Genomic DNA, 13,760 nt, shown 5'->3' with positions numbered 1-13,760 from the left:
CGATGAACGACAGCATATCGCCTGCGTCCTCGGAGCCATCAGGAGCCACGTTGTATGGGTCAACTGCTACGCCGCATTGCCGCTTTTTTCGGCCTTATCTCTCCCATCGCCTACGCCTATCCAGCTCTGGACGTGACGCTGCCGGGCGATCGCCAACTGCATCTGGTTGGCAGCATTCACATGGGCACCGTCGACATGGAACCACTGCCTGCCCGGTTGGTCAGCCGGCTTAAGCAGGCCGACGCGCTGATCGTTGAAGCGGACATTACCGGTAGCGCATCGCCGTTCGCAGATGCCGATCCGCAGCCCTTGATGACGGAAAGGCTCAACGCAGAAGAGCTGGCGCAGTTGCAACTCCTGTGTCAGGAGCTGGGAACGGATATTGAGGCTTTCAACGCCCTGCCCGGTTGGCAAGTGGCGCTGATGATGCAGGCACGTCAAGCGCAACGGCTTGGGCTACGGGCGGAGTACGGCATTGACTATCAGCTGTTGCAGGCCGCCAGAGATCAGCAAAAAAAGGTCATTGAGCTGGAAGGTGCACAACAGCAATTGAACATGCTGCAGGCGCTGCCCGAAGGCGGTATGGCATTGCTGCGCGATACGCTGGAGCATTGGCATACCAATGCACGCCTGCTGCAAACCATGGTCAGTTGGTGGCTGGACGCCAAACCCAACACGGCGCTGGAAACGCTGCCGGCCACCTTTAGCGCTGCGCTATACGATGTGCTGATGCAGCAGCGCAACCGCAACTGGCAGCAACAACTGCGGGCGTTGCCGCCGGGTAAATATGTGGTGGCGGTCGGCGCCCTGCATTTGTACGGCGAGGACAACCTGCCGGCGATGCTGCTGGCAGAGTAAAAAAATGGCCAATATCGCTATTGGCCAGTCAAAGAGGAATTTCTCATATTCTAGTTATACGCATTGCAACCGTGTTAACGGTTACAGCTGACAGGGTAGCAATCTGGTGAACATATTGGCAACCTGCTTTATTGATTGGCGGCACGGCTTGCTGTATTTGCGCTATTTTTGTAATTTTGTTGCCGTACGTTGCAACGCTTTCCCGCTCGGGATCATCCTAGGACAAACATTATGACACCCGCCGTTGTGCTGCTTGAAAAACAAAAGGTCGCCTTCACCCTGCATCCTTATCACCACGACAGTGACGAAACCAACTTTGGTGATGAGGCGGTCAAAAAGCTCGGGCTCAATGCCGATCAAGTCTATAAAACGCTGTTGGTGGCGTTAAACGGCGATGCCAAACACCTGGCGGTGGCGGTCACGCCGGTAGCCAGTCAGTTGGATCTGAAGAAGGTGGCCAAGGCGCTGGGAGCCAAAAAGGCGGAAATGGCCGATCCGCAGCTGGCGCAACGCGTGACCGGCTATCTGGTCGGTGGCATCAGCCCGCTTGGGCAAAAAAAGCGCCTGCCAACGGTGATCGACAGCCCGGCACAGCAGTTTGCCACCATCTTTGTCTCCGGCGGCAAACGCGGGCTGGATATTGAACTGGCAGCAGCGGACCTGTGTCGTTTGCTGTCAGGCAGCTTTGCCGATATCGCCAAGCGGGAGTGAGCATGGCGCACGGCAGTGCCTTGTCATCGACAAAACACCGCCGCCAGGTTTACCGATAAACGATTTCACCTTTTGGCTCATACGCCGCAGCCTTCAGCGGCGAATGTTGCTCGATATACTGCTTGAGCACTTCGGCATCAATAAAACCGGTGTTGACATAGCTTGGCAAGCCGTCGATCTTCGGATAGCCGTCACCGCCCAGGGCATTGAAATTGAGCGTCGCCATACGGTAGGTTTTATCCGCCTGCAGCGGTTGTCCGTTGATCTTCACCTGGCTGACGCCGGTGCCATCGGCCAGCAGACTGACGTTGGCGAACTGGGCATAGGCACCGGAATCCGGTTTCATATTGGCCACCACCGCCAGGTATTTTTCCACTTCGCGACCGGTCATATCCGCATACACCAAGGTGTTGCCAAACGGCTGTACCTTGAGCACGTTTTTATAGGTGATGTCGCCAGGTTCGATCGAATCCCGCACCCCGCCGCCGCTCATCACGGCGAAATCGGCGTTGGCACGTTCCATTTGTGCTGCCAGCAGCACCCGCGCCAGATTGGTCTGCACAAAACGCACTTTGCTGCGATCGCCTTCCAGTTTGCGGTCAACGCTGCCGATCTTGACCTCCAGCTGCGCCTTGCCCTTGTCCTGGAACGGCGTCAGCAATTTCATCATGCCGGGGTCTTGCGCAATCTCCTGGGTGTAATACACCCGTTCGCTGCTGCCGTCGGCCTTGTCCACTTTCTTTTTCAGGTTCACCGGAATCAGTTGATAATGCACCAGCTTCAGCTCGCCGTTGCGGAACTGGAAGTCAGCGCGGCCAACGTATTTGCCCCACTCATGAGCCTGAACGATCCAGGTGCCATTCTGCCGGTCTGGCGCACAGGGCGTACCCGGTACGTAATCGACCTGTTTATGGTTTTTGTCAGCCATGCATACCGGATCCTGCGAGTGGCCACCGACGATCATGTCGAGATAGCCTGCCGGCAGGCTACGGGCCATTTCGACGTCACCGGGTGCGTTGGAGCCGTGCTTTCCGTCGTCATAATGGCCCATATGGGTCGCCGCGATGATCACGTCCGGTTTTTCGCTGTTACGCAGTTGCTCCACCACCCGCCTGGCTTCCTGGGCCGGCGCGTGGAACTCGATATCGGTGAAATATTCCGGGTTGCCGATTTTGGCAGTATCGTCGGTTGTCAGGCCGATAACGGCAATTTTGATACCTTGCCGGTCAAACAGCGCATACGGTTTGAACAATCGCTGCTGAGTGCTTTTTTGGTAAATATTGGCGGAAAGCAGTGGGAATGTGGCCCACTTTTCCTGCTGGCGCAACACGCTCAGCGGGTTATCAAATTCATGGTTGCCAATGGCCATTGCATCGTAACCAATCAGATTCATGCCGCGGAAATCAGGCTCGGCGTCCTGCAAGTCTGACTCCGGCACGCCGGTATTGATGTCGCCACCCGACAGCAGCAGCACACTGCCACCCTGTGCAGCCACCTGTTGACGAATGCTGTCCACCAGCGTTTTTTGCGCGCCAAGGCCATATTCGCCGTGATCGTTACGCCAGAAATGGCCGTGATGATCGTTGGTATGCAAAATGGTGATGTCGTAGGTTTTATCCTTTTCCCAGGCGCTGGCCAATCCTGGCAGCACGCTGAGGGACGCCGCCAACGCACAGACGCTGGCTTTTAACGCAAAACGCATGACGAATCTCCATGTTATAAGCAGTTCAAAGTGACGAGTGCAGAATTGTAACGCAGATAAACCACCGCTGATTTCAATTTTTTGCGATATGCGTCAGATTATGTCGCATCTGGCAAAAAACCAGCAACCTGCTTAAGATGTGAGCCTGTCTACTAAACCTTACCAGGCTAACAATAATATGACTGACCGTAGCGACATCGCCACGCCTCCGGCCAAAGGCAGCGCGGTTAAGGGCACCGCGTTTTCCATACTGGGCGCCATCAGCGTTTCACACCTGCTTAACGATATGATCCAATCGCTGATCCTGGCGATTTACCCTATTTTGCAAGCCGACTTTAACCTTAGCTTCGTGCAGATCGGCATGATTACCCTGACTTATCAGCTCACTGCCTCGCTGCTGCAACCGCTGATCGGCTATTACACCGACAAGCACCCGCAGCCCTATTCGCTGCCGATAGGTATGGGCTTTACCCTGTGCGGCCTGCTGCTGCTGTCGATGGCCAACACCTTCCCGCTGGTGCTACTGGCGGCGGCGCTGGTCGGTACCGGCTCGTCGGTGTTCCATCCGGAATCGTCGCGGGTAGCGCGCATGGCGTCCGGTGGGCGCCATGGACTGGCACAATCGCTGTTCCAGGTAGGCGGCAATTTTGGCAGTTCGCTTGGCCCGCTACTGGCTGCGCTGATTATTGCTCCTTACGGCAAAGGCAACGTCGCCTGGTTTACCCTGGCGGCGCTATTGGCGATCGTGGTGTTATTGCAGGTCAGCAAATGGTATCAACAACAGCATCGTGCGGCACAGGGCAAAGCCAAACCGGCAGCGCTGCTGCAACCGCTGCCCAAGCGTACCGTCGCCTTTTCGCTGACCATTTTGCTGGTGCTGATTTTTTCCAAGTATTTTTATCTCACCAGCATCAGTAGCTATTACACTTTTTATCTGATCCACAAGTTCGGCGTGTCGGTGCAAAGTGCGCAAATCCATCTGTTCGCCTTTCTGTTCGCGGTGGCAGCCGGCACCATTATCGGTGGGCCGATTGGCGACCGCTTCGGGCGCAAATACGTGATTTGGGCCTCCATTCTGGGTGCGGCGCCGTTTACCCTGGCCCTGCCCTATGTTTCGCTGGAATGGACCGGCATTTTAACGGTGATCATCGGCCTGATTCTGGCTTCCGCCTTCTCGGCCATTCTGGTATATGCGCAGGAGCTGATCCCCGGCAAAGTGGGGATGGTGTCCGGTCTGTTCTTCGGTTTTGCCTTTGGCATGGGCGGGTTGGGCGCGGCGGTACTCGGCTACGTCGCGGATGCCACCAGCATCGAGCTGGTTTATAAAATCTGTGCTTTCCTGCCTCTTATTGGCATTATCACCGCACTATTGCCAAATATGGATCATAAACCGCAGTAACAGCCGTTTTATCCCGGTTGAAAATCAGCTTTCAACCGGGTCACTTCCTTGTCTCCACTAGTGATTTGTCGCCATCCATCATAAAACTGCCATTTGGCATGATTATCATAACAATCAGCGTTTTTTCTGCAAAATAGCAACATTTAATCAAACGGCGTACCGACAAATGTCATAAACTAAATGTATCAATACGTAACAGCCCGCCCGCCGCAAGCAAGAAGGAGACTGGATGCATCATTCAACACCGCTGATTACCACCATCGTCGGAGGGTTAGTACTCGCCTTCCTCCTCGGCATGCTGGCGAACCGTCTGCGCATTTCCCCGTTGGTGGGATACCTTGCCGCAGGCGTGCTCGCCGGCCCGTTCACGCCGGGCTTTGTCGCCGACACCTCACTGGCGCCGGAACTGGCGGAAATCGGCGTGATCCTGTTGATGTTCGGCGTCGGTCTCCATTTCTCGCTTAAAGATCTGCTGGCAGTAAAATCCATCGCCATCCCCGGCGCCGTTGCGCAGATCGCCGTCGCCACCCTGTTGGGTATCGGCCTGTCGCATCTGCTAGGCTGGGATCTGATTTCCGGGCTGGTATTTGGCCTCTGCCTGTCGACCGCCAGTACCGTGGTGTTACTGCGGGCGCTGGAAGAACGGCAGCTTATCGACAGCCAGCGCGGGCAAATCGCCATCGGCTGGCTGATCGTCGAAGATCTGGCGATGGTGCTGACGCTGGTGCTGTTGCCGGCCTTCGGCAATCTGTTGGGCGGCGGCAATCACGCCAGCACTCTGCAACTGCTGAGCGAGCTGGCAATCACCATCGGCAAGGTGGTGGCCTTTATGGCGCTGATGATCGTCGTCGGCCGCCGTGCCGTGCCGTGGATCCTGGCCAAGACCGCCAGCACGGGCTCACGCGAACTGTTTACCCTGGCGGTGCTGGCGCTGGCGCTCGGTATCGCCTACGGTGCCGTCGGCCTGTTTGACGTGTCGTTTGCGCTCGGCGCCTTCTTTGCCGGCATGGTGCTGAACGAATCGGAACTGAGCCAGCGTGCGGCACATGATACCCTGCCGCTGCGCGATGCCTTTGCGGTGCTGTTCTTTGTTTCGGTCGGCATGCTGTTCGACCCAATGATTTTAATCAACGAACCGCTGGCGGTGCTGGCGACGCTGGCGATCATCGTGTTCGGCAAATCCGCCGCCGCCTTCCTGTTGGTGAGAATGTTTGGACACTCCAAGCGTACCGCGCTGACCATTTCCGCCAGCCTGGCGCAAATCGGTGAATTCGCCTTTATTCTGGCCGGCCTGGGGATTTCGCTTGGCATGATGTCGGAACACGGGCGCAATCTGGTGCTGGCCGGCGCCATCTTGTCCATTATGCTCAACCCGCTGCTGTTTACCCTGCTCGAACGTTATCTGGCAAAAACCGAAACCCTGGAAGAGCAGAGTCTGGAAGAAGCGGTGGAAGAAGAAAAACAGATCCCGGTAGATATGTGCAACCACGCGCTGGTGGTCGGCTACGGTCGCGTTGGCAGCCTGTTGGGCGAAAAGCTGCGCGAAGCCGGCATTCCGATGGTGGTGATTGAAACCTCGCGCCCGCGGGTGGAAGCGCTACGCGAACAGGGCATCAAAGCGGTATTGGGCAACGCCGCCAACGTAGAGGTGATGGAGCTGGCGCGGCTCGACTGCGCGCGATGGCTGCTGCTAACCATTCCGAACGGCTACGAGGCGGGGGAAATCGTCGCCTCGGCGCGCAGCAAGCGGCCAAACATCGACATTATCGCCCGTGCCCATTACGACGATGAAGTGACCTACATTAGCGAACGCGGCGCCGACCAGGTGGTGATGGGCGAACGCGAAATCGCCAACAGCATGCTGAATATTCTGCAACTCGACGAGATCAGCGAAGAAGAAAAAGCCGGAGCCTGCCCAATCTGATTGGCCTGCCTGGCGGATCGCCATGCCGGACAGCTCAACCTGAGCGGCATGGCAGCAAACCCTGGTTACCGTTCCCAGTAAGACTCTTCCAGGCTGTCTTCCCGTTCCGGCAGGCCGCGCGTCAGACGCGGTGAATGCTGATTCAACACCTGATAGCTGACGCGGTTGGCATATTTGCACACCTGTGCCAGCGAGGAGTAGGTCAGGTAGCTGCGCGCATGCTTGCTGGAGTTCGGCACGTTGTTACGGTGATAACCGTTGGCGGCAATATCATGCAGCAGCGCCGACAGCGCCCCATCACCGGCCCCGTTGGTATTCATGATTTTTTCCGGCCCGCCCATATACGGCGCAATATGCGAATAGACGCGGAACGGGCTTGCGCAATGCTCACGACGCATCGCACGGCTGAACTCGTAAAGGTTGAATTCGGCAATGTGGCCCGGCAGCAACGGGTGCTGCGTCTGGCGCTTGGTCGCCTCTTCGGTATAGCCGGCCATGTACAGTCCGTTCGGCCCGGCGGTGCACAGCACCAGATCGACCCAGTCCAGCGCCATATCCGACGCGGTCAGCGGATCGCTTAGACCGGTCAGTTCCAGCGCCTCGTCTTCGTTCATCGCCAGGATCGAGACGTTGTCGCGCAAGAAGTCGCGCCACCACTGCGGGTTGTCGGCGATCACATATTTGGTGCCCAGCGTCAGCACTACTGGCACATCATGCTTTTTGGCAAAAGCAATCGCCTGCATGGTTGCCGCCGGCATCGGTTCGCCGGGTTTGCAACGCACCAGATATGACGTCAGCACCAGCGCCGACGCGCCGGCGATCACCTCTTCCGGAATGCTTTCCGGGCGCAGTTGGTTCATCTGGCCGGGACTGATGGCAAAGGTGCGTTCGCCGCTTTCGCTAATCAGCGTGAAACAACGGCCAATCGCGCCGTCTACCGCCTGCAAATAGTTGAGATCGGTGCGGCTGGAGGTATTGCACAGGTAACGATAGGCGTAACTGCCGATTTTGATATTGCTGCACATGACACCCAGCAAGATCGAGCGATCGTCCGCCAGCACCGAATAGTTATGTAGCGTATTGCCGATGGTGCCACCGGCAAACTGATGGGTTATCAGGTTTTTTTCGCTCAATTCCTGATACAGCGCTTCGGCGACCTGGTCTTCAATCACCAACGAGTGGCCCAGGCTCAGGCCATAGCGCTCAACAAACGCGTCATCCACTTTGGCTTCAATATCAACCAGCGTTTGATCGATGCCGACGATATAAGAGGTGCTGATTTCGTTTTCGGGCTGAACCTGTTGCAATAACGGATCGCGGGCGTTCACCGGAAAATAGTGTTTGGACTTACGTTTACCAGGAAATTTCATGTAATTTGGCGGTAGTAGCAGTTAACAGGCGGGGAATGTTAACACATTCCCGCCGGATAAATGATACGCCGTTGGCAATCAGAAACGCTGCGCCACCAGCTCCTGCATCATGTCGATATGCGCCGAATCGTCATTGAGCGCTGAAATATATTCAAATTTTTCACCACCGGCATGCAGAAAGATTTCGCGGTTCTGCTCTTTGATTTCCTCCAGCGTTTCCAGACAGTCGGCCGAGAAGCCCGGGCAAATAACCTGAATATGCTTGACGCCTTGCGCCGGTAACGCCTTCAGCGTTTCGTCGGTATACGGCGTCAGCCATGGCTCACGGCCAAAGCGTGACTGATAGGTCAGCATGATGCGATCCGGCGCCAGCGGCAGCGATGCCGACAGCGCGCGCAGGGTATCTTCGCAGCGTTGCGGGTAGTCATCCCCCAGCCGCGCATAGCGTTTCGGAATGCCGTGGAACGACAGCAACAGCCGATCGGGCTGGCCATGCTGATCGAATGCCCGTTCGACGCTGTGACGCAATGCGGCGATATACGCCGGGTGCTCAGCGTAATCGCGAATAAAGCTGACCGATGGCAGGCGACGATAGCCTTTGAGCACGCGCGCCACGCCGTCCCACACCGCAGCGCTGGTCGAACATGAATACTGTGGGTACAGCGGTAGCACCACCAGATGGGTTACGCCCTGCGACAGCAGTTTGTCGATGGCCTGTGCCAGACTCGGCGACCCATAGCTCATGCCCAGCTCCACCGGCGTGTTCGGCATTCTTTCCGCCAGCGCCTGTTGCTGCCGGCGACTGAACACCAGCAGCGGTGAACCTTCGTCCATCCACACCGACTGATACAGCTTGGCAACGCGCGGCGAGCGGATCGGCAAAATGACGCCATTGAGAATCGGCCACCAGATCAGCGGCGCGGTGTCTACCACGCGATCGTCACTGAGGAATTCCTTCAGGTAGCGTTTTACCGCAGGCGAAGTCGGGGCATCCGGCGTACCCAAGTTCACCAGCAGCACCCCGTGTTTCTCTTGCTTCATCTTTGTTCCCCTCGTTTCCCTTACGCCCAGCGCATCCTGGTTATAACCATTGACTGAGGCTATTGTAACGGAAATGAGGTTTATCGGAACCGATAACAGCGACAGGCTTTACCGTTGTGCCAGTTGCCACACCGCCGCCACGTTGCGCGCGGTGACTTCCAGGTTATGCGCCGCGCTGCCCAGCGCCTCCTCCAGCGTCACGATGCGATCGATCACCGAAAACGCCGCGTCGATGCCGTGCTGGTGCACCACCTGATAATCCGCCGCCAGGCTACCGGCAATGCCAATCACCGGCAGCCGATGCCGCTTGGCGACGCGCGCCACGCCAATCGGCGTCTTGCCATGGACAGACTGACTGTCGAGTCGCCCTTCGCCGGTGATCACCAGATCGGCTCCCAGGATCGCCTCTTCCAGCCGCAGGGTTTCGATCACGATTTCGATGCCTGGCCGCAGCTGCGCATCGAGCATGCCGAGCAATGCCGCGCCCATACCGCCAGCCGCCCCGGCACCCGGTGCATTGAGCACTTTGCGCCCGGTGGTCTGTTCCAACAGGGTGCCGTAATGACGCAACGCGTTATCCAACTGCTCAACCATCGCCGGCGTCGCACCTTTTTGCGGACCAAAAATGGCCGAAGCGCCGTTTTTACCGCACAGCGGATTATCCACGTCGCAGGCCACGGTAACCTTCACCTGTTGCAAACGCGCATCCACGCCGGAAAGATCAAGCTCGGCCAGGCTGGCCAGCGCCGCGCCGCCCGGCGGCAAGGGACGTTGTTGCCCATCCAGCAGCCTGGCGCCCAGCGCCTGCATCATGCCGGCACCGCCGTCGTTGGTTGCGCTGCCGCCGATGCCGAGGATAATCGCGCTAACGCCGCGATCGAGCGCCGCCAGTATCAGTTCGCCAGTACCATAGCTGGTGGCGATCAACGGATCGCGCTGATCGCTCGGTGCCAGGTGCAAGCCGGAGGCCGCCGCCATTTCAATCACCGCCGTTTCGCCGTCGCCCAGCAGGCCATAAAATGCCTCAACCGGCATGCCTAGCGGCCCACGTACCGACAACTGAACGATTTCGCCCTCGGTCGCTGCCACCATCGAATCCACCGTGCCTTCGCCGCCGTCGGCCATCGGCAACTTGACGTATTCAACGTCGGGATAAATCTGGCGAAACCCGCGTTCAATCGCCGCTGCAACGTCCAGCGCACTCAGGCTTTCCTTAAAGGAGTCCGGAGCGATTACCACTTTCCTCAGCGCTTTCATCATAGTTTCCTTAGCCTGCCAGATTGAATACGCCAAACATCAGCGCAGAGACTGCCGCAATGGTAAAGCCCACCAGCGTTTCGTACGGCAACAGTTTTAACCGCTCGTGCACCGCCATATTGACGCTGCCGCCAGTGGCGTGGAAGAAACTGCCGTGCGGCAAATGGTCAAGCACCGTAGCGCCGGCGTGGATCATCGCTGCACCCGCCAGGCCGCTGACGCCCAGTTCCAGCAGCGTGCTGCTAAACACCCCTGATGCCACGGCGGTGCCGGCGGTGGTCGACGCGGTCGCCATGGACATCAGCGCGCCGGACAGTGGTGCCAGCAGCCAGGCCGGCAGGCCGGTATGCGTCAGGCCGTTAATCAACACGTCCTTTAACTGTGAATTGGCGATGATGCCCGCCAGCGTGCCAGTGCCAAGCAACATGATCGCCACCGGCGCCATGCGAGACAGACCCGACACCATAAACTGATTGCATTGGCGAATTCGCCCCATCAGCAATGCGCCGACCAGGCCGCCAACCGGCAAGGCGATCAAGGGATCGATGGCTATGCCGGCGATCGGCCGTAGCGACAACAGCAGGATGGCCACCAACGGTGCGCTGATCGCCGCCATAAAACCGGGGCGAACGCCCTCGGCCTGCACCGTCAGCTCATCGGCACTGACCATGCTGCCCCGATTGCTGAGCCGCTTGGCCAGCAGGTAGGCCACCACCAGTCCGCACAGGCCGGGCACAATGCCCGCCATCATCACCGAGGTTAGCGGCACGTGGAAATTATCTGCCGCCGCAATGGTGTTGGGGTTAGGCGACATCACGTTGCCCGCCTTACCGCCGCCGATCATCGCCAGCAGGATCGCCACGCGTGAGATCCCCGCCTTCTGTGCGATCGACAGGGCGATCGGTGCAACCGTAATCACCGCCACGTCGATAAATACCCCGACCGCCGTCAGGATCAGTGTAGCCACTGCCAGCGCCAGCAGCGCGCGGGTTTCACCCACTTTGCGCACGATGGTTTCGGCAATGGTATGCGCCGCGCCGGACTCAATCAGCACCCCGGCCAGCACGCCCGCCGCCAGAATGCGCATCACCGCATTGGTAATGCCCTGAGCGCCGGTAATCATCAGCGTAACGGTTTGTACCAGATCGGCACCGCCGACCAATCCTCCCGCCAACGCGCCGGCTATCATGCCGTAAGCGGGCGGAACCTTGCGTAAAATCAGCACGATGGCGACAATCAACGCCACCAGTGCACCCAGTGTGGATACCGTTGTCATTGTTGTTATTCTCTTGTTGTTGGTGTTAGGCCAACATATCCCCGCACAACGGGATTAACTTGAGAGGAAGCAACAAAAAACGCGCCGATGAGTGGCAACAAAGTTGTGGGTTAACACAATTCACTCGTTCATCAGCATGCCGATATACAACTGCAAGGTTCCGGTTAATTCATTGATTTTTAATCCTGTAATCGCCTCGATTCGTTGCAGGCGATAGCGCAGGGTATTGACATGGATATGAAGCTGAACCGCGGTCTGCGTTTGATCACAGTTCCGGTAAAAATATTGCCGCAGGGTTTGGCGCAGTACCCCTTTATCATCGTGTTCACACAGTTGCTGCCACGGACGGCTCAGCTCCTGGGCTCGCCAATCGTCGCTCATGTCGCACAGCAGAGATGGCAACGGATAGTCCGGGTAAAACAACGATTTATGCCGTAGCTTGAGCCGCTTTGCCATCGCCTGGGTGGCTCGCGCGGTCAGTCCGGAACGGAAAACCCCGTCGCCGCCGCCAAACAACCCGCCGACGATCAGCCGCAGATTGAAGCGCTGCTGAAACTGCGCCTGCAACTGCTGCGCCTGCTTGCGCTCCTGCTTCAGGTTCCACACTCCCTGCGCCAGGCTGGCAGGCCGCAGCAACACCAGCTCATTGAAGCCGGTCATGGCGATCAGCGCCTCACGCTGGGTGTTTTCCAGTTCGCTCAGCAACTCGCGCAGCAGGTGCGGTTGCCGATCGTGCAACTCGATGATCCACACAATTCGCGGCTGTTGCAGATCCAGCCCCAGATACGCCGCCATGGATTCCAGCGCCGCCGGCTCCCCGGTTCCCTGCAACAGCTGGTTTGCCAGTTCTTCGCGGTAGCGCTTTTCCCACTGATGCTGGCCAAGCAGCGCCGCCTGTTCCACCATCAGTTCGGCCGCCATCTTCACCAGCTCGGCATAGTTGCGCACCTGCGCCGGATCGCCGGAGATACCAATCACCCCCACCCGCTGATTGCGGAAACAGAACGGCAGATTAATGCCCGGCTGTACGCCTTTCAGGTGTGCGGCGGTGGCCATATCGATCTCCACCACGCGGTTTTCGGTCAATGCCAATACCGCGCCTTCATGACGCTGGAACAGCCGCGTCGCATCCCCAGAGGCGATAATGACACCATTGTGATCCATCACGTTTACCGAATGGTTGATGATCCCCATGGCGCGTTGAACGATCTGCCGAGCGGTGGATTCTTCCAGAAAAGTAGTCTGTCTGAGCATGCGCTTCTTCCTGACGGCTGAAATGGAGGCTGTTATACGCCATTCCCGTTAGGGATTTAAACAACGGCGCTGCAACAAGCTAAGGGGATCACATTTCGTGGGAAAAAAGCAAAAAAAAACGCCGGGCGCATGCCCGACGTTGGCTGACGCTGACCTCTCGACTTAGTCGAGAATAGTGGCCAGTTCGGCGCTCACTTCATCAACTTTGCGGGTGCCGTTGATTTTGTGATATTCGGTGTTGCCGGCGTCGGCTTCCTGGCGATAGTAGGCAACCAATGGCGCCGTCAACTGATGGTATTCCACCAGACGTTTACGCACGGTTTCTTCCTGGTCGTCTTTACGCGTGGTCAGCTCTTCACCGGTCACGTCATCCTTGCCTTCGACCTTAGGCGGATTGAATTTAACGTGATACACGCGGCCCGATGGCGCATGCACACGGCGGCCAACGATACGATCGACGATCAGTTCGTCCGGCACGTCGAATTCCAGCACGTAATCCACCTTGATACCGGCTTCTTTCATCGCATCGGCCTGTGGAATAGTGCGTGGGAAACCGTCCAGCAGGAAACCGTTACGGCAATCTTCCTGGGCGATCCGCTCTTTTACCAGGGCAATCACCAGCTCATCGGTGACCAGCTTGCCGGCATCCATGATTTCTTTCGCCTGCTTGCCCAGTTCAGTGCCGGCCTTCACGGCTGCGCGCAACATATCACCGGTGGAGATTTGCGGAATACCGTATTTCTCCATGATGAATTGAGCCTGAGTACCTTTACCAGCGCCCGGAGCGCCCAGCAGAATGATACGCATTGCGTAAATCCTCTTATATTTTTATAAAATTGCGAAAACGCTCAACCATACCATTTTAGCGGGGGGTGGCTCAAGGCACGAGAAAGGAAATCGATTGCGTATCGACAGGGAGAAAAGTGGCGAAAAGACACGACTGCACGGGTTATAGCGGGGAAAACGCC

General features: G+C 57.6%; 11 protein-coding genes. 4 read left to right on the top strand and 7 right to left on the bottom strand.

All coding sequences use genetic code 11. The annotated features are described in order from the left end of the window. Nucleotides 1-54: 54 nt before the first annotated feature. Entirely contained in the window at nt 55-858 is an 804-nt protein-coding gene (locus AC2AXP_RS01270; RefSeq protein WP_004954455.1) for a TraB/GumN family protein, read from the top strand. Nucleotides 859-1,089: 231 nt separating this feature from the next. Next, entirely contained in the window at nt 1,090-1,569 is a 480-nt protein-coding gene (gene ybaK / locus AC2AXP_RS01265) for a Cys-tRNA(Pro)/Cys-tRNA(Cys) deacylase YbaK (protein WP_449145276.1), read from the top strand. Nucleotides 1,570-1,618: 49 nt separating this feature from the next. On the opposite strand, the gene ushA is transcribed toward ybaK, so the two are convergent. After that, nucleotides 1,619-3,271, bottom strand: a complete 1,653-nt coding sequence (gene ushA, locus AC2AXP_RS01260; protein ID WP_198773337.1) for a bifunctional UDP-sugar hydrolase/5'-nucleotidase UshA — start codon at nt 3,269-3,271, stop codon at nt 1,619-1,621. Nucleotides 3,272-3,449: 178 nt separating this feature from the next. Between ushA and AC2AXP_RS01255 the strand changes: the two genes are divergently transcribed. Together AC2AXP_RS01255 and ybaL are read left to right on the top strand one after the other, a co-directional pair. Next, the gene (locus AC2AXP_RS01255; RefSeq protein ID WP_004954469.1) at nt 3,450-4,670 is read left to right on the top strand and encodes an MFS transporter; all 1,221 of its coding nucleotides are present in this window, start codon (nt 3,450-3,452) and stop codon (nt 4,668-4,670) included. Nucleotides 4,671-4,899: 229 nt separating this feature from the next. Continuing rightward, the gene (gene ybaL / locus AC2AXP_RS01250) at nt 4,900-6,594 is read left to right on the top strand and encodes a YbaL family putative K(+) efflux transporter (protein WP_004954475.1); all 1,695 of its coding nucleotides are present in this window, start codon (nt 4,900-4,902) and stop codon (nt 6,592-6,594) included. Between the two features lie 65 nt (nt 6,595-6,659). Here the strand turns inward: ybaL and AC2AXP_RS01245 are convergent, their stop codons facing one another. From AC2AXP_RS01245 to adk, 6 genes are all read right to left on the bottom strand, one after another. Next, nucleotides 6,660-7,964, bottom strand: a complete 1,305-nt coding sequence (locus tag AC2AXP_RS01245) for an inosine/guanosine kinase (RefSeq protein WP_004954479.1) — start codon at nt 7,962-7,964, stop codon at nt 6,660-6,662. Nucleotides 7,965-8,042: 78 nt separating this feature from the next. After that, nucleotides 8,043-9,005, bottom strand: a complete 963-nt coding sequence (gene hemH / locus AC2AXP_RS01240) for a ferrochelatase (protein WP_004954482.1) — start codon at nt 9,003-9,005, stop codon at nt 8,043-8,045. Between the two features lie 108 nt (nt 9,006-9,113). Next, entirely contained in the window at nt 9,114-10,262 is a 1,149-nt protein-coding gene (locus AC2AXP_RS01235; protein WP_039991033.1) for a glycerate kinase, read from the bottom strand. A 10-nt stretch (nt 10,263-10,272) separates the two neighbouring features. After that, a complete protein-coding gene (locus tag AC2AXP_RS01230) occupies nt 10,273-11,538 on the bottom strand; it encodes a GntP family permease (RefSeq protein ID WP_198773339.1) in 1,266 nt (421 codons plus the stop codon). A gap of 120 nt (nt 11,539-11,658) precedes the next feature. Next, nucleotides 11,659-12,792, bottom strand: a complete 1,134-nt coding sequence (locus AC2AXP_RS01225; protein ID WP_484381381.1) for a sugar diacid recognition domain-containing protein — start codon at nt 12,790-12,792, stop codon at nt 11,659-11,661. Between the two features lie 162 nt (nt 12,793-12,954). Further along, nucleotides 12,955-13,599, bottom strand: coding sequence for an adenylate kinase (gene adk, locus AC2AXP_RS01220; RefSeq protein WP_484381380.1), 645 nt, complete (start codon nt 13,597-13,599; stop codon nt 12,955-12,957). Between the last annotated feature and the right edge of the window lie 161 nt (nt 13,600-13,760).

Source organism: Serratia sp. Sp408, assembly GCF_057180665.1.
This window is presented reverse-complemented; position numbering and strand designations above follow the sequence as displayed.